This is a genomic window from Pedococcus sp. 2YAF34 (assembly GCF_052114585.1).
Lineage (GTDB): Bacteria > Actinomycetota > Actinomycetes > Actinomycetales > Dermatophilaceae > Pedococcus.
Window position 1 is genome coordinate 113,974 of sequence record NZ_JBFRFA010000004.1, and the last position, 17,113, is coordinate 131,086.

The 17,113-nt window shown below is 72.3% G+C and carries 15 protein-coding genes; 1 reads left to right on the forward strand and 14 read right to left on the reverse strand.

Annotation, left to right across the window (positions count from 1 at the left end):
* Positions 1-51 precede the first annotated feature (51 nt).
* Positions 52-927 (reverse strand): SDR family NAD(P)-dependent oxidoreductase, encoded by an 876-nt coding sequence (locus AB4Z02_RS03970; RefSeq protein WP_441969448.1) that lies wholly within the window; start codon positions 925-927, stop codon positions 52-54.
* 2 nt (positions 928-929) lie between these two features.
* Entirely contained in the window at positions 930-1,607 is a 678-nt protein-coding gene (locus AB4Z02_RS03975) for an NADPH-dependent F420 reductase (RefSeq protein WP_441969450.1), read from the reverse strand.
* Positions 1,608-1,711: 104 nt separating this feature from the next.
* On the opposite strand from AB4Z02_RS03975, the gene AB4Z02_RS03980 reads away from it, so the two are divergent.
* Entirely contained in the window at positions 1,712-2,302 is a 591-nt protein-coding gene (locus AB4Z02_RS03980; protein WP_441969452.1) for a TetR/AcrR family transcriptional regulator, read from the forward strand.
* A 19-nt stretch (positions 2,303-2,321) separates the two neighbouring features.
* On the opposite strand, the gene prmC is transcribed toward AB4Z02_RS03980, so the two are convergent.
* From prmC to lysA, 12 genes are all read right to left on the reverse strand, one after another.
* Positions 2,322-3,194 (reverse strand): peptide chain release factor N(5)-glutamine methyltransferase, encoded by an 873-nt coding sequence (gene prmC / locus AB4Z02_RS03985; protein ID WP_441969454.1) that lies wholly within the window; start codon positions 3,192-3,194, stop codon positions 2,322-2,324.
* Positions 3,191-4,291: a peptide chain release factor 1 gene (gene prfA, locus AB4Z02_RS03990; protein WP_441969456.1), complete on the reverse strand. Its 1,101-nt coding sequence runs from the start codon at positions 4,289-4,291 to the stop codon at positions 3,191-3,193. Before prfA ends, prmC begins: the two co-directional genes overlap by 4 nt.
* Before the next feature lie 130 nt (positions 4,292-4,421).
* Positions 4,422-4,646, reverse strand: a complete 225-nt coding sequence (gene rpmE, locus AB4Z02_RS03995) for a 50S ribosomal protein L31 (RefSeq protein WP_056883520.1) — start codon at positions 4,644-4,646, stop codon at positions 4,422-4,424.
* Positions 4,647-4,743: 97 nt separating this feature from the next.
* Positions 4,744-6,843 (reverse strand): sensor histidine kinase, encoded by a 2,100-nt coding sequence (locus tag AB4Z02_RS04000; RefSeq protein ID WP_441969459.1) that lies wholly within the window; start codon positions 6,841-6,843, stop codon positions 4,744-4,746.
* Entirely contained in the window at positions 6,840-8,282 is a 1,443-nt protein-coding gene (locus AB4Z02_RS04005) for a glycosyltransferase family 2 protein (RefSeq protein WP_441969461.1), read from the reverse strand. Before AB4Z02_RS04005 ends, AB4Z02_RS04000 begins: the two co-directional genes overlap by 4 nt.
* The gene (locus tag AB4Z02_RS04010; RefSeq protein WP_056883517.1) at positions 8,279-9,322 is read right to left on the reverse strand and encodes a HEAT repeat domain-containing protein; all 1,044 of its coding nucleotides are present in this window, start codon (positions 9,320-9,322) and stop codon (positions 8,279-8,281) included. Before AB4Z02_RS04010 ends, AB4Z02_RS04005 begins: the two co-directional genes overlap by 4 nt.
* Complete coding sequence (locus tag AB4Z02_RS04015; protein ID WP_235531420.1) at positions 9,319-9,702, reverse strand: response regulator transcription factor; 384 nt, start codon at positions 9,700-9,702, stop codon at positions 9,319-9,321. Before AB4Z02_RS04015 ends, AB4Z02_RS04010 begins: the two co-directional genes overlap by 4 nt.
* Positions 9,703-9,996: 294 nt before the next feature.
* Positions 9,997-11,934, reverse strand: a complete 1,938-nt coding sequence (rho, locus tag AB4Z02_RS04020) for a transcription termination factor Rho (RefSeq protein WP_441969464.1) — start codon at positions 11,932-11,934, stop codon at positions 9,997-9,999.
* 237 nt (positions 11,935-12,171) lie between these two features.
* Entirely contained in the window at positions 12,172-13,110 is a 939-nt protein-coding gene (thrB, locus tag AB4Z02_RS04025) for a homoserine kinase (protein WP_441969466.1), read from the reverse strand.
* Positions 13,110-14,195, reverse strand: coding sequence for a threonine synthase (thrC, locus tag AB4Z02_RS04030; RefSeq protein WP_441969468.1), 1,086 nt, complete (start codon positions 14,193-14,195; stop codon positions 13,110-13,112). Before thrC ends, thrB begins: the two co-directional genes overlap by 1 nt.
* Complete coding sequence (locus tag AB4Z02_RS04035; protein ID WP_441969470.1) at positions 14,195-15,544, reverse strand: homoserine dehydrogenase; 1,350 nt, start codon at positions 15,542-15,544, stop codon at positions 14,195-14,197. The genes thrC and AB4Z02_RS04035 overlap by 1 nt, the downstream gene beginning before the upstream one ends.
* A 132-nt stretch (positions 15,545-15,676) precedes the next feature.
* Positions 15,677-17,113, reverse strand: a complete 1,437-nt coding sequence (gene lysA, locus AB4Z02_RS04040) for a diaminopimelate decarboxylase (protein ID WP_441969472.1) — start codon at positions 17,111-17,113, stop codon at positions 15,677-15,679.

Below are 17,113 nucleotides of genomic sequence, written 5' to 3' on the forward strand. Positions count from 1 at the left end.
ATTGCGGCCCCCACCCCTGCGACGTGGTGCCCCGGACCTCACCGAGGCCCCTCAGGCCCCCTGGTCGTCGGTGAGGTGCACGAGCCGTGCGGAGGCGTCCCACAGCCGCGCGGCGGCGGCCCGGTCGTAGGACGCCTTCGAGGACCGCTTCGGCCGTTCGTTCGCGAAGTACTGGCCGGTGACGCCCTCCACCGCCGGCGAGGAGGCGAGGTGGATCGACGTACGGGCACCCTCCTCAGGGGTCTTCATGAACAGCCGCGCCACTCGCGTCATGGCCGCCATCCACCGCCCCGGGTCCTCCTGGCCGAACGCCGTCCGCACCACGCCGGGGTGCAGCACCGTCGCGGTGACACCGGTGCCCTCGAGGCGCCGGGCCAGCTCGTAGGTGAACAGGACGTTGGCGAGCTTGGACTGGTTGTAGGCGCGCTGGCCGCGGTAGCCCCGCTCCCCCTCCAGGTCGTCGAAGTCGATGCGGCCCATGGCCTGCGCGCCTGACGACACCGTGACGACCCGGGCCGGGGCGCTCTCACGCAGCCGGGGCAGCAGCAGGTTCGTCAGCAGGAACGGCGTGAGGTGGTTGACGGCGAAGGTGCGCTCGAGCCCGTCCTCGGTGGCGTGCCGGCGGGCCCAGTAGCCGCCCACGTTGTTCACGAGGACGTCGAGGCGGGGGTATGCCGCGAGCGCCTCGTCGGCGAGTCGGCGCACCTCCCGCTGCGCCGAGAGGTCGGCGATGAAGACGTCGACCTCTCCGCCGGACGCGCGCAGGCGCGCGGCGGCGCCCTCGGCCCGAGCCCGGTCGCGGCCGACGACGCCCACCCTCGCCCCGAGGGCGGCGAGACCGGCGGCGGTGGCGCCGCCGATCCCGCCGGTCCCGCCGGTGACGAGCACCGTCCTGCCGGCCATCGGCCGACCCGGCGTGGGCGTCATGGTCAGCGCACGATCTTGAAGTTGAACGCCGGCGTGCCGAGGGCGCCCATCAGGCGCAGCCAGACGGGCAGGAGCATCTCCGTGCCGCGGGCCGTGGTGATGTCGCCGAGGTCGATGACGTCGGTGTGCCCGAAGCTCTCGAGCAGCTCGGTGACGGTGGCCTTGGCGGCCGCGTCGTCGCCGGAGACGAAGACCGACGACTCCTGGCCCAGGGCCTTGGGGTTCACCATCAGGTGGGCGTTGAGGGTGTTGAGGGTCTTGACGACCCGCGCCTGCGGGAAGGCGCGCTGGACCTGCTCGCCGAGCGAGTCGGTGTCCTTGACGAAGAGGGTGGGAGGGAAGCCGTTCGAGAAGTCGAGCGGGTTGGAGATGTCGAGCACGACCTTGCCGGCCAGGTTGTCGGCGCCGGCCAGCTCGAGGGCCGGGATGGCCCCGCTGCCGCTGGTCGCGTTGACGACCAGCTCCGCCCCGGCGACGGCGTCGGCGAAGGTCGCGAGACCGACCGCCCGGTGGTCCTGCAGCCAGGCCGAGACGGGCGGGTTGCCCATGCCGTCGGGCTCGGTGCGGGCGAGGGTGGACTGCGGGTCGCGCGTGCCGATGACCACGTCGTGGCCGAGCTCGCTGAGGCGGCCGGCGAGGGCCTGGCCGACCATGCCGGTGCCGAGGACTGCGATCTTCATGGGGACTCCTGATCAGAACCGTGAGCGCCAGTAGACAGGTCTGTCTACCGCGACGCGGAGAACCTAACAGACAGATCTGTCTACTTGCAAGGTATAGTGCGTCCATGACCACCACAGCCCGGCCGAGCGAGGCCCGCGAGCGCGTCCTGGACGCGGCGTTCGCACTCTTCTACGCCCGCGGCATACGGGCGGTGGGGGTCGACCTGATCATCGCCGAGTCCGGCGTCGCGAAGGCGACGTTCTACAAGCACTTCCCCGCCAAGGACGACCTCGTCGTGGCCTACCTCGACAAGGTCGACGGCATCTGGACCGGCCAGCTCCACGAGGCCGCCGCCGCGGCCGGTCCCGATCCCGCCGACCAGCTCGTCGGCATGTTCGACGCCCTGCGGAGCTCGTGCCGCCGGGAGGGCTACCGCGGCTGCGCGTTCATCAACGCTGCCGCCGAGTCGCAACCGGGCACCCCGGTCCACGACCGCACCGTGGCCCACAAGTCGGCAGTGCTCTCGTGGGTGCGCGGGCTCGCCGGGCAAGCCGGGGCCCGCGACCCCGAGGCGCTGGCGCGCTCCCTCACCCTGCTGCTCGACGGCGGCCTGGCCAGCGGCTCGCTGGACGCCAGCCCCGAGGCGCCCGAGGCCGCGAAGGCGTCGGCTCGCGCCCTGGTCGACGCGGCGGTCCGGGCGCGCGACGCCGCCTGACGGAGCGCGGGGACCGGCGTCAGGCGCGGACGGCCACCGTCGCGCGGGGCCGGCCGGTGAGGTCGCGCTCGTCGCGCACGTCGCGCCAGCACCCCGTCCGCTCCAGGGCCCGGGGCAGCGACTCGCCCTGGCTGTCGGCGTGCTCCATGACCAGCACCCCACCGGGACGCAGCAGCGCCGCGGCTCTGGCCCCCACCGCCAGGGGGATGGCCAGGCCGTCCTCGCTGCCGCCGTAGAGGGCGAGCTCGGGGTCGTGGTCGCGGACCTCGGGGTCGACGGGCACCATGCCGACCGGGATGTAGGGAGGGTTGGAGACGACCACGTCGACCGTCCCGTCGAGCTCGGGGAAGGCGGTCGTGGCGTCGCCGTACACGAGGGTGACGGGAAGGCCGGTGTCGGCGACGTTGCGCGCGGCCCAGGCGTGCGCGTCCTCCCCCAGCTCCACGGCATACACGGTCGCGGACGGGAGCTCGTCTGCGACGGCGAGCGCGATGGCGCCCGACCCGGTGCAGAGGTCGACCACGACCGGCGCCGCGACGACAGCCCGGGCCGCGTCGATGGCGAGCCCGGCCACGACCTCGGTCTCCGGCCGGGGCGTGAACACCCCGGGTCCGACGGCGAGCTCGAGGCGGCGGAAGGCGGCGCGCCCGGTGAGGTGCTGGAGCGGGACGCGGCTGGCGCGCTGCTCGACCAGCGCACCGTAGGCGGCAGGGTCCGGCGCGGGGGCGCCGACCACCATCGCGGTGCGGACCTGCGAGGCCGTGGTGCGCAGCACGTGGGCCGCGAGGGCGACGGCGTCGACGTCCGGCGACGGCACCCCTGCCTCGGCCAGCCGGGCAGCGGCCCCTCGGACCGCGGCCCGCAGGTCGGCCGGAGCGTGCGGCCCGGTCACCGGGACGAGGCTGCGGAGCCGGACGCCTCCGCGACGGCGGCCATGCGAGCGGCCTCGTCGGTGTCGACGGCCGACTGCACGACCGCGTCGAGCTCGCCGTCGAGGACGGTGTCGAGGTTGTAGGACTTGTAGCCGGTGCGGTGGTCGGAGACGCGGTTCTCCGGGAAGTTGTAGGTGCGGATGCGCTCGCTGCGGTCAACCGTACGGATCTGGCTGCGGCGGGCGGCGCTCGCCTCGGCGTCGGCGGCGTCCTGGGCCAGCTGGTGGAGCCTGGCGCGCAGCACGCGCATCGCCGACTCCTTGTTCTGGAGCTGGCTCTTCTCGTTCTGGCAGGAGACCACGGTGCCGGTGGGCAGGTGGGTGATGCGCACCGCCGAGTCGGTGGTGTTGACCGACTGCCCGCCCGGGCCCGAGCTGCGGTAGACGTCGATCTTCAGGTCGTTGGGGTCGATGGTCACCTCGACCTCCTCGGCCTCCGGCATGACGAGCACGCCGGCCGCCGACGTGTGGATGCGCCCCTGGCTCTCGGTGACGGGCACGCGCTGCACGCGGTGGACCCCGCCCTCGTACTTCAGCCTCGCCCACGGGGCGTCGCCGGGCTCGGGCGTCCCCTTGGCCTTCACCGCCATCCGCACGTCCTTGTAACCGCCGAGGTCGGACTCGGTCGCGTCGATGAGCTCGGTCTTCCAGCCGCGACGCTCGGCGTAGCGCAGGTACATCCGCAGCAGGTCGCCGGCGAAGAGGGCCGACTCCTCACCGCCCTCCCCCGCCTTCACCTCGAGGATGACGTCGCGGTCGTCGTCGGGGTCGCGCGGCACGAGCAGGCGGCGCAGCTTGTCCTCCGCCGCCTGCAGCGTCGCCTCCAGCGCGGGCACCTCCGCGGCGAAGCCCTCATCCTCCTTGGCCAGCTCGCGGGCGGCCTGCAGGTCGTCGGTCGCCGCGTGCCAGGCGTGGTACGCGGCCACGGTCGGTCCCAGCGCGGCGTACCGCTTGTTGAGGCGACGCACGAGGTCCTGGTCACCGAAGACCTCGGGGTCGGCGAGCTGCCTCTCCAGGTCGGCGTGCTCCTCGACGAGGGCGGCGGCGGACTCCAACATGCGGGGCTCCTGAGGTCGTGCGCGGGTGGTGCCGGGGGTGCCCGCCCGGCGCCCTGTCGCGCCGCCGGCAGACGGGTAGAGCAATGCGCCGGCCCCGACCTCGAGGGTCAGGACCGGCGCATCAGGGAAGCTACTTGGACTCGGCCGCGGCCTTCTTGCCGTAGCGCGCCTCGAAGCGGGCCACGCGACCACCGGTGTCGAGGATCTTCTGCTTGCCCGTGTAGAACGGGTGGCACTGCGAGCACACCTCGGCGCGCATCTCGCCGGAGGTCGCAGTGCTGCGGGTCTTGAACGTCGCGCCACAGGTGCAGGTGACCGTGGTCTCGACGTACGCGGGGTGGATGTCCTTCTTCAAAGCGTGCTCCTTGGTCATGTGGCCGGGTCGGCGGGGCGGGTGCCTCGGGCCGTGAACCGGTCAGCGGTCAAGTGTGCCAGACAGCGGCGCACATCTCCTAAACGGTGGTGGCCCGGGAGGCATTCCCCGGGCGGCTGCGCCGGGGGGCGGCGCTCAGCACCAGTGGGAGGCAGATCGTCATCGTGGTGCCGACACCCTCCGTGGACTCGAACCCGAGCTCTCCCCCGTGGCCCTCGACGATCGCCCGCACGATGGCCAGCCCCAGGCCGGTGCCGGGGATGGCCTGGGCATTGGCGTTGGACGCGCGGAAGAAGCGGTCGAACAGCTTGGCCTGGTCCTTCTCCGGGATGCCGATGCCGGTGTCGGCGACCGCGATCTCCACCGAGTCGCCCTCCCGACGGGTCGAGATGGTCGCCACTCCCCCGGTCGGGGTGAACTTCACGGCGTTGGACCCCAGGTTGATCAGGGCGCGCTCGAGCTGGATGCGGTCGACGTGGACCTGCAGGCAGGGGTCGACCTGCTCGACGACGAGGCGCACCCCGCCCGCGGCGGCGACGGGCTCGAGCATCTCGCTGACCCCGCGCACGATCTCGGAGACCAGCACGTCCTCGGGGTCCGACTCGAGCCCGGACGCCTCGATCTTGTTGAGCACGAGCAGGTCCTCGATGAGACCCCGGAGGCGGGTGGCGTTGCGCCCGATGACCCGCAGTGCCGACTGCTGCACGCCACTGAGGTCGCCGTAGTCGCCGTCCTCGAGCAGCTCGAGGTAGCCGCTGATCGAGGTCAGCGGGGTCCGCAGCTCGTGGCTCACCGTCGCCATGAAGTCGGTCTTCTGGCGGTCGAGCTCGGTGAGCCGGCGCATCTGCTCGCCCTGCATCTCGTTGAGCCGCAGCTGGGCGATGGCCTGGGCGAGGTAGCCGGCGCACTGCTGGGCGGCCTGGATCTCGTAGCGCCGCCAGCGCCGGTAGATGTCGACCGTCATGAGGGCCAGCACCCCGAGTCCGCGCTCACCCACGCCGACGGGCACCATGACCATCGAGCGGGCACCGGTGGCCCGGTGGAAGGCCTGCGCCCGCTCGTCGCGCACCACGGTGGAGTCGAGCAGGTCGCGGATGACGAAGACCGAGGCGTCGCGGCGCAGCTCGCGGTTGACCTCCGGCACCATGGTCATCAGAGACGGCGGCAGCGGCGGAAGCGGCGGCAGGTCGTCGCGGTGCCACTGCACCCGCTGCTCCACCGCCTCCTGCCCGTCACCGAGGGTGTAGAGCAGGACGCGGTCGGCGTGCATGCCGGTGCCCAACCGGGCGCAGACGAGGCGCAGCGCCTCCTCGATGTCGTCGACGCTGCGCACCATGTCGGCGACCTCCAGGGCGAGCTGGTGCATGAGCAGGACCTGGGCCTGCTCCTCGACCAGCGCGCGGTTGGTCTTGGTGAGCTCGTTGAAGTCGTCGGCCAGCGCTCGGATCTCTGCAGCGCCACCCGAGGCATCGGCCAGGGCGAGGTTGTCCCCGCCGCGCTGTCGGGCCACGACCTGGCGCAGCCGGGCGACCGGGGCCGAGAGCGAGCCGTCGATGCTGCGCCACATGAGGTAGGCGCCGACCACGGACAGCAGAGTGAGCGCGGCCATCATGGACAGCAGCCGGTCGAACGCCCCGGCGATGCGGGCCCGCGCCGCCGTGCGGCCGGCGACGAGCTCGGACTCGAGCTCGTCGGACACCGAGCGGAACTCGGCCATGCGCCCGTCGGCACCCGCCAGCACCGCCGCCGGCGACAGCCCGTCCTGGCTGCGGCGCTCGGCCACCCAGGAGAACCACGCCCTCGCGGCGGTCTCCTGGCGGCTGGTCAGGTCGGCGTAGGTGGCCCGCTCCTTGCGCGTGAGCACGTCACGTCGCAGCACCTGCTCCTGGAGGGAGACCAGGCGCTCGACCTCGCTCATCGAGGCACGGAGCGCCGCCCCCTCGTCCACCCCGGTCTGCGTGGTGCGGCTCCAAGCGGCGTTGGCGTCGGTCATGCGCTGGCGGATCGAGGCGGTCGTGTCGATGGCCGGCGAGAACGCCAGGCTCGTACGGGCCGTGTCGCGCGAGTTGGACCGCACCGTGAGCAGGGCGGATCCCGCGACCACGGGGACGATGCACAGCATCGCCACGACCAGCAGCCTGAGCTGGCCGGACACGGACCACAGGGAGGGCTTGGTCAATCGGTCGCCTCGTCGAATCCGGCGCGGGTCATGACGCCCCACACCTGCTCCTTCTTGCGCAGGCTCGCCCACCAGCCGCCGAGCCGCCACCAGACGGTGAGCTGGCGGTAGCCGATGTTCTCCAGGACCGCGGCGGCCAGCGTCGTCGACAGGTCACGCCAGCGGTGGTAGCGGTGGAAGGCCCACTCCTCGACAGACATCGCCGCGAGGGTCACGAGGATCGCCAGGCCGTAGGCCAGCACGAGGAAGAGCAGCGCGTAGGGCACGTTGACGATCCCGAGCAGCAGGCCGAGAACGACGACGATGATCCCGAAGCCCTCCAGCAGCGGCGCGAAGAGCTCGAACAGCCAGTAGTAGGGCAGCGCGAAGAAACCGATGCGGCCGTAGCGGCGGTTGAAGAGCATGCCGCGGTAGGCCCACAGGGTCTCCCAGAGGCCACGGTGCCAGCGCCGTCGCTGGCGGGCCAGGACGGACAGCGTCGAGGGCACCTCGGTCCAGCACACCGGCTCCGGCACGAACTCGACGGCGTAGTCGCGCCCCTGGTCCATCATCCGGCGGTGGATGCGCAGGACCAGCTCGAAGTCCTCGCCGATGCTGTCGGGGTCCAGCCCGCCGGCGTCCACGACGACGTCGCGCCGGAACATGCCGAAGGCACCGCTGATGAGGATGAGCATGCCCAGGCGCGACCAGCCGGTGCGACCGACCAGGAACGCGCGGAGGTACTCGACGACCTGGATCCGGGCGATCCACTGGGTCGGCATGGCGAGCTTGACCAGGCGGCCGGAGACGACCCGGCTGCCGTTGACGGCCCGGATGGTGCCACCGGTGGCGACCATCCGCGTCGGGTCGTCGGTGAACGGCTTGCTCACGCGCAGCAGGGCGTCGGGCTCGAGGATCGAGTCGGCGTCGATGAACGCGATGAGCGGCTCGACCGCGACGTTGACGCCGGCGTTGATGGCCTCGGAGCGCCCGGAGTTCGTCTTGCGCACGACGACGAGGCGCGTGTGCCCGTCGCGCGGGACGAAGACGCCGAGGATCTCGGCGCGCAGGGGGAGGTCCATGGGGACCTCCCGGGGGATCTGGACGAGGTCGAAGGCCTCGCGCAGCACCTCGAAGGTGTTGTCGGTGCTGCCGTCGTCGACGACGACGACCTCGTGACGGGGGTAGCGCAGGCTCAGCATCGCGGTGGTGGAGGTGACGATGCCGACCTCCTCGTTGTGGGCGGGCATCACCACCGAGACGCCCAGGGCGAGCTCTCCACCGAGGGTGTCGACCGAGGCGTCGCGCATCCGCAGGTAGCGGCGGAACTGCAAGCCCGCCGTGATGATGAGCAGGAGGAACGAGAGGTTGATGACGACGAAGTAGACGAGGATCGGCACCGAGGTGACGTCGTACAGCCATTGCACCCCGGTCCGGAGGCCGTCGAGGAAGCCGTTCACCGCTGCGCCGCCCTGAGGTCTGCCAGCACGAGCGCCGTGCCGGCGGCCGGCTGGTGGCGACGCCCCTCGAGCGTGGCCCGCCCGCGAGGACCGATCTGGACCAGCGACTCCGCGGCCACCTCGGCGAGGCGCGGGTCGTCGTCGTCGAGGAGCCCGACGAGGTCGTCGTGGGCGACCGGGGAGCCGATCCGGCCCATCGCCTCGGCGCAGGCGCGGCGCAGGTCCGTCGGCTGGTCCGGCCGGGTGTGGCGTGCCAGCAGCTCGACCTCGGAGTCCTGCCCGATCGAGCCGAGCGCCTCGGCCGCCTCCACCCGCACGGTGACGTCGGGGTCGGCGCCGATGAGCTCGCGCAGCTCGGGCAGCGCCTGCACGAACGTGCCCACGCCGGCCACGTGCGCAGCGACCATGCGGGTGCGGGGAGCGGTGTTGCGCATGGCGGCCCGCAGCACGGGCGCGATCTCGACGCCCATCTCCAGCAGGGCGTCCGCGGCGAGACCCGCGGGGATGCCCTCGCCGTTGCCCACCGAGCGCAGCAATGGAGCGGCGAGCCAGGGGTCGGCCAGGTATGAGGCGGCGTACGCAGCGCTGGCCCGGACCTCGGAGGCCTCGTCCTCCAAGGCCTCGGAGATGAGTGCCGTGCTGTCGTCCACGCGGGCCAGGCCCAGCAGCTGTACCGCGCGGGCGCGGCGTACGGGCGAGCGGTGGGAGACCTCCAGCTTGGCCCGCTCCAGCGCGCCGTGGTGCTCCAGGACGGTGACGAGCTGGCTCGCGGGTTCGCCGCGCACCTTTGCCAGCAGGGCCACCGCCGCCTCGTCGATCGCGTCGGCGGTCCTGCCGCGCGCGCTGCGCAGGATCCGCAGGCCGCCGGGCTCGCCGGCGGCGAGCTGGATGAGGGCGCCCCGCACGGGGGCCAGGGACGCCGCGGTCCGTCGCTCGCGACGCAGGCGCGTCACCTTGGACCAGATGACGCTGAGGCCCAGTGCCAGGCAGGCCAGCAGGACCAGGAGCTCGATGCCCAGGAGGAGCGGGCGGGTGGTCACCGGGCGCGGGCGAGCATTCCGTTGACCCGGTGCAGCAGCTCGCGCGGGCTGAACGGCTTGATGACGTAGTCGTCGGCCCCCACGGCGAAGCCGGTGTCGACGTCGCTGTCCCGGGACTTGGCGCTCAGCAGGAGCACCGGCACGGCACCGTCCTCGCTGTCACGGATCTTGCGCAGCACGTCGATGCCGGACAGTCCCGGCATCATCACGTCCAGGATCACCAGCGCGGGGCGCTCGGCCTGGAAGGACTCCCAGGCGGCGAGCCCGTCACCGACGGCCTCCACGGCATACCCGGACTGCGTGAGCTTGAACTCCACGAGGTCACGGATGTCAGGGTCGTCGTCAGCGATGAGCACGCGGGCGCCATCCGGCACAGCCACAGCATGTCCTTTCGTCCCGCTCAGTAGTTCTCAGTAGTACAAATGTATGGGCTCCGGGCCGAAATCGACGCACTGGGCGCGCGTCCATGGGATTCTCACGGCAAACCCAGCCGAACGCCGTACCCGGCAGCCCCTCGGTCGGGGGACGACAGGTCGGCAGGTAACGGACGGAAGCGTGCGCAAGCACGTCGAACCGGACCCTGACCGGTGCGGCCCCGACCACCTGACCGGTGCGGGGCCCGTCACCTCTTCGGTGACGGGCCCCGCCCGGATGGTTTGCACCCGAGCAGCTGGTCAGCTGTGGTCGTCGTCCCCGGGGCGCAGCGAGGAGTTCTGCTGCACCTGCATGAGGAACTCCGCGTTGCTGCGGGTCTTCTTGAGCCGGTCGATGAGCAGCTCGATGCCCTGCTGCTGGTCGAGGGCCGCCAGCACCCGGCGCAGCTTCCACATGATCTTGAGCTCCTCGCCCGAGAGGAGGATCTCCTCCTTGCGGGTGCCCGAGTTGTTGATGTCGACCGCAGGGAAGATCCGGCGGTTGGCCAGGCCCCGGTCGAGCTTGAGCTCCATGTTGCCGGTGCCCTTGAACTCCTCGAAGATCACCTCGTCCATGCGCGACCCGGTCTCCACCAGCGCCGTCGCGAGGATGGTGAGCGAGCCACCGTTCTCGATGTTGCGGGCGGCCCCGAAGAACTTCTTGGGCGGGTAGAGCGCGGCGCTGTCGACGCCACCGGACAGGATCCGGCCGCTCGCCGGCGCGGCGAGGTTGTAGGCGCGCCCGAGCTTGGTGATCGAGTCGAGCAGCACGACGACGTCGTGGCCCATCTCGACCAGGCGCTTGGCCCGCTCGATGGCGAGCTCGGCCACCGTGGTGTGGTCCTCCGCCGGGCGGTCGAAGGTCGAGGAGATGACCTCGCCCTTGACCGCGCGCTGCATGTCGGTGACCTCTTCGGGCCGCTCGTCGACGAGGACGACCATGAGGTGGCACTCGGGGTTGTTGGTCGTGATGGCGTTGGCGATGGCCTGCATGACCATGGTCTTGCCCGCCTTGGCCGGGGCGACGATGAGCCCGCGCTGGCCCTTGCCGATCGGCGCCACCAGGTCGATGACCCTGGTGGTGAGCAGGTGCGGGTCGGTCTCCAGGCGCAGCCGCTGCTGGGGGTAGAGCGGCGTCAGCTTGCCGAACTCGACCCGCTTGCGGGCCTCCTCCGGCGACATGCCGTTGACCGTGTCGAGGCGCACCAGGGCGTTGAACTTCTGGCGCTGGTTCAGCTGCTGGTCGTCCGCGTGGGCCTTGACCGCACCGGTGACGGCGTCGCCCTTGCGCATGCCGTTCTTCTTGACGGTGCCCAGCGGGACGTAGACGTCGTTCGCCCCGGGCAGGTAGCCGGAGGTGCGGACGAAGGCGTAGTTCTCCAGCACGTCGAGGATGCCGGCCACGGGGACGAGCACGTCGTCCTCGGCCACCTGGGGCTCGTTGTCGTAGTCGCCGTACTCGCGGCCGCGACCGCGCTTGTCACGGTTGCGGTTGCGGTTGCGGTTGCGGCGACGGCCACCACGACCGTCCTCGTCGTCGCCGTAGCCCTGGTTCTGGCCCTGGCCCCCCTGACCGTCCTGCTGCTGGTCGCGCTGGCCCTGCTGACGGTCGGCGCGCTCGGGCTGCTGGCGGTCGTTGCGCTCGCCCTGCTGGTCGCGCTGACCCTGGCGGTCGCCGCGCTCGGGCTGCTGGCGGTCGCCGCGCTCGTTGCGGTCGCCGCGCTCGCCCTGCTGGCGGTCGTCGCGAGTTGACTGGCGGTCGTCCTGCTGGCGCTCGGCCGCGGCCTCGCGGGACTGCTGGCGCTCCTCGCGCTGCTGCTGGGTTCGCTCACGGCGCTCGCCGCGCTCGCGACGGGCACGGGGGGCACCGTCCTGCGTGGGCGCGGCCTGCGACGGGGCCTGGGCGGAGTCGGCCTGCGCGACCTCGGCAGAAGGGGTGCTCTGCTGCTGGGAGGCCGGCGCGGTCGCGGTCTCGGTGGCCACGGAACGGCCGTGGTCGTTGCGCGGCGCCGGGCCACCGGACTGGCGGTCCTTGATGGCGGTGACGAGGTCACCCTTGCGCATCTTGGCGGTGCCGGTGATGCCCATGCTCGCGGCGAGCCCCTGGAGCTCGGCCACCTTCATGGTGCTCAGCGCGCCGGAACGGCGCGGCTTCTCGTCCTGCGACGACGCAGTGTCGAGAGTGGTGGTGTCTGTCACGAAGGATCCTTCCCCCTCGTATGCGGCCGGGTTCAGATCCCGGGCCGGTGCTTGGGTCAGGCAACGCTGACCGGTGGAGCCACATGCGGCACAGCGAGGCAGGCGGCGTCAAGGCCGCCAGCATGTGGAGGGTGCGACCCGCTGGTGGATGGGCGAAGGGGCGCCATCGGCTGCGGGTGCGTGCTCAATGTAACACCGTTGCCCCTGCCAGAAGTCCAACGTGCCCAGATTGTCGCCTCAGGGCCGGAGGCGCCTGACCTGCGCACCTGTGGTCGGCACGCCGGGCGACAGGACGTCCCAGGCGTCGTCGACGAGGGCCTCCACGCCGTCGACCGGGCCGACGGTCGAGAGCACGAGGACCGAGGGGCCGGCGCCGGAGATGACGGCGGCGTGCCCGGCGGCCCGCAGCCGGTCGACGACCTCCATCGACCCGCCGAACGACTCGCGCCGGGCCTCCTGGTGGAGCCACTCCCGGGTGCCGGCCAGCAGGTGCTCCGGGTGCGCGGTCAGGGCCTGCACGAGCAGCGCCGCCCGCGCCGAGTTGAGCGCCGCGTCGCCGTGCCGGACGTGGGTCGGCAGCACCGAGCGGGCCTTCGCGGTGGACAGCTGCTTCGCCGGCACCAGGACGAGCACGCGCACGTCGGGGTGCAGGTCCAGCCGCAGGGTGTGCGTCGGGTCGTCGCCGCCGTCGGACCACGACAGGGTGAGGCCCCCGAAGACGGAGGCCGAGGAGTTGTCCGGGTGACCCTCCATGCGCGCGGCTAGCGTGTTGGTGAAGGCGAGGTCGACGTCGCCCTCGCACCCGCGGGATACGTCGTGAAGTGCCTGGGCCGCAACGATGCCCGTGACGATCGCGGTCGCCGACGAACCGAGGCCCCGCCCGTGGGGCACCTCGTTGCGGCACCGCAGGGAGAGGCCGAAAGGTGCAGCCACGCCGAGCTCGTCCCACGCCCGCAGCATCGAGCGGTGCACGAGGTGGGTGGCGTCGAGGGGCACCTCCCCCGCGCCCTGGCCCTCGACCTCGATCAGCAGCCCGGGTGCCTCGGTGACGGTGGCGACACAGGTGTCCCAGAGCCCGAGCGCGAGCCCCACCGAGTCGAAGCCGGGCCCGAGGTTGGCGCTGCTGGCCGGCACCCGCACCTCGACGGCCGCCCCCGCTCGCAGGGCAGCCGCCATCAGCCGTCCAGCCCCAGCGCCTGCGCGGCGGTGAACGCGTCGACCGGCACCCGCGTCGGCGTGACGTCGGATCCGTCGGCGTTGCGCAGGGCCCACTGCGGGTCCTTGAGGCCGTGGCCGGTGACGGTGCAGACGATGGTGGCCCCGGCGGGCACGTTCCCTGCCTCGGCGGCCTGCAGCAGCCCGGCGACGGACGCAGCGGAACCCGGCTCCACGAAGATGCCCTCACGCGAGGACAGCACTCGGTGGGCGTGCAGGATCTGCTCGTCGGTCACCGACTCGATCCGCCCGCCCGACTCGTCGCGGGCGGCCTCCGCCTGCTTCCACGAGGCCGGGTTGCCGATGCGGATCGCGGTGGCGACGGTGTCTGGCTCGTCGACCGGGTGGCCGAGGACGATCGGCGCCGCACCCGCGGCCTGGAAGCCCCACATCTGCGGCAGCCGCGTCGCCGGGCCGGGCTGGTCGGAGTCGCGGTGGTACTCGCGGTAGCCCTTCCAGTAGGCGGTGATGTTGCCGGCGTTGCCGACGGGGAGGCAGTGGATCTCAGGGGCGTCGCCGAGGGCGTCGACGACCTCGAAGGAGGCGGTCTTCTGCCCCTCGATGCGAGCGGGGTTGACCGAGTTGACCAGCTCGACGGGGTAGGCCTCGGCGAGCTTGCGGGCCAGCGTGAGGCAGGCGTCGAAGTTGCCGTCGACCTGCAGGAGGGTCGCCCCGTGGGCGATGGCCTGGCTGAGCTTGCCCATCGCGATCTTGCCGTCCGGGACGAGGACCGCACACGCCATACCCGCCTTGGTAGCGTAGGCCGCGGCGCTGGCGCTCGTGTTGCCCGTCGACGCGCAGATGACCGCCTTGGCGCCGTTGCGCGCGGCGACCGAGATCGCCGCCGTCATGCCCCGGTCCTTGAAGGAGCCGGTGGGGTTGAGCCCCTCGTACTTCACCCAGACGTCCGCCCCGGTGAGGGACGACAGGTGCTCGGCGGGGATGAGCGGCGTGCCGCCCTCCTGCAGCGTCACCACCGGCGCACCGGCGAGCGTCGGGAGGCGGTCGGCGTACTCGCGGATGACGCCCTTCCACAACGTGGCCATCAGGCGCCCTCCACCCTCATCACGGAGGTGACCTCGCGCACGGTGTCGAGCGCGGCGAGGGCCTCCACCGTCGCGGACAGCGCGGCATCGGGGGCGGTGTGGGTGACGACGACGAGGCTGGCCTCGGTGGGCGCCCCGTCCTCCCCCTCGACCACCTTCTGGCGCACCGTCTCGATCGAGACGTCGTGGGCGGCGAACGCGGTGGCGACCTGCGCGAGCACGCCCGGGCGGTCGGCCACGGCGAGGCTGATGTGGTACCTCGTGAGGGCCTGGCCCATGCTCAGGACGGGCAGGTCCGCATACGCGGACTCCCCCGGGCCGCGGCCGCCGCCGACCCGGTGGCGCGCCACGGCGACGACATCGCCGAGGACCGCGCTGGCGGTCGGGTCGCCGCCGGCACCCTTGCCGTAGAACATGAGCTGGCCGGCCGCGTCGGCCTCGACGAACACCGCGTTGAAGGCGTCGCGGACGCCACCGAGCGGGTGCGACCGCGGGATCATCGCCGGGTGGACCCGGACACTGACCCCGGGCGCTGGCCGGCCGTCAGGACCGGCTGCCTCGGTGCGCTCGCAGATCGCGAGCAGCTTGACGACACAGTCCATCTCGCGTGCGGCCTGGACGTCGGCAGCGCTGACCTCGGTGATGCCCTCGCGGTGGACCTGGTCGCTGGAGACCCGCGTGTGGAACGCCAGCGACGCCAGGATCGCGGCCTTCGCGGCGGCGTCGAAACCCTCGACGTCGGCGGTGGGGTCGGCCTCGGCGTAGCCGAGCGCCTGGGCCTGCTCGACGGCCTCGGCGAAGCCCATGCCGGTCGTGTCCATCTTGTCGAGGACGTAGTTGGTGGTGCCGTTGACGATGCCGAGGACCTTGCGCACGTCGTCGCCCGCGAGGGACTCGCGGATGGGGCGCAGGATCGGTATGGCGCCCGCGACCGCGGCCTCGTAGTAGAGGTCGACCCCGTGCTGGGCCGCGGCGGCGTAGAGGCTCGGGCCGGCCTCGGCGAGCAGCGCTTTGTTGGCTGACACGACGGACGCCCCGTGGGCCATGGCCTTCTCGATCAGGCCCTTGGCCGGCTCGATGCCGCCGATGACCTCGATGACGATGTCGGCGCGGGTGACGAGCGAGTCGGCGTCGGTGGTGAACAGCGACGGGTCGACGGGGAGGTCCGAGCGGTCGCGGCCGGCGCGCCGTACGGCGATGCCCACGAGCTCGAGCGGTCGGCCGACCCGCGCCGCCAGGTCGTCGGCGTGGTCCACGAGCATGCGGGCCACCGAGGACCCCACCACCCCACACCCGAGCAGGGCGACGCGCAGCGGCTCGCCTGCCGCGGCGTTCTGGCTGTCACTCACGAGTGCTCCTCAGCGCCCCGAGGGGCTTGGTGTGCGTGCGGCCCATGGTGCCGCGTGACCACGTCGTGGACGCTCATTGTTCCGTCATCCGGACGATCTTGCGCCGGGGCGGACCCGTTGCGGGAGATCTCCTCACCCGACATCCAGCGCCAGCAGATCCTCCACCGTCTCGCGCCGCACGATGACGCGCGCCTGCCCCTCACGAACCGCGATGACGGGGGGCCGCGGGGTGTGGTTGTACTGGCTGGCCATGCTGCGGCAGTAGGCCCCCGTGCCGGGGACGGCGAGCAGGTCCCCTGCCGTCACGTCGTCGGGCAGGTACTCGTCCATGACCACGATGTCGCCGCTCTCGCAGTGCCTGCCCACCACCCGGGCGAGGCGCGGCGCCGCGTCGGAGCGGCGGCTGGCCAGGGTGCACGAGTAGTCGGCGTCGTAGAGGGCGGTGCGGATGTTGTCGCTCATGCCGCCGTCCACAGACACGTAGGTGCGCTTCGCCCTGCCGCCGAGGTCGACGTCCTTGACCGTCCCCACCTCGTAGAGCGTGAACGTGCTGGGGCCGGCGATGGCCCGGCCCGGCTCGATCGACACTTTCGGGGCGGGGCTGCCGGGGCTGCCGTCGCCGACCGTCTTGAGCTCCCGCGCCACCAGGTCGGCCATCTGCTCGCCGAGCTCTCGCGGCGTCAGGGGCTCGTGCTCGGACGTGTAGGCGATGCCGTAGCCGCCGCCGAGGTCGAGCTCGGGCATGTGGACCCCGTGGACGCGAGCCACCTCCGCGTGCAGCCCGATGAGCCGCCGGGCGGAGACCTCGAACCCCGACGTGTCGAAGATCTGCGAGCCGATGTGGGAGTGCAGGCCGAAAAGGTCGAGGGTCTCGGCGTGCTCGAGGATCCGGGCGATGGCCTCCGCGGCCCGTCCCCCGGCCAGGGAGAAGCCGAACTTCTGGTCCTCGTGGGCGGTGGCGATGAACTCGTGGGTGTGGGCCTCGACGCCCACCGTCACGCGCACCATCACCGGCGCGCGGACTCCGAGCTCGGCCGCCACCGCGGCGATGCGCTCGATCTCCTCGAACGAGTCGACGACGATCCGGCCCACCCCGTAGTCGAGTGCCTGGTGGATCTCGGCGACGCTCTTGTTGTTGCCGTGCAAGCCGATTCGCTGCGCAGGGAACCCCGCGCGCTGCGCGACGGCCAGCTCCCCGCCGGAGCAGACGTCGAGGCACAGGCCCTCGTCGGCCACCCACCGCGCGACCTCGGTGCACAGAAACGCCTTGCCCGCGTAGTAGACGTCGACACCGCCCAGCTCCGCGAACGGCTCGGCGAAGTCGTCGCGGAACGCCCGCGCCCGCGCACGGAAGTCCTCCTCGTCCAGGACGTAGGCAGCCGTGCCGAACTCGCGCGCGATGCTCACCACGTCGAGGCCGCCAACGGTCAGGCGCCCCTCGTCGTCACGCGTGACGGTCTGTGGCCACAGCTGCGGCATCAGCTCGTTGACGTCGCCGGGCGTGGGCAGCCAGTGCGGTGGCCCGCCGTAACCCTCGGCGTGGAGGGCACCGGCCTCGTGAGCGCGCAT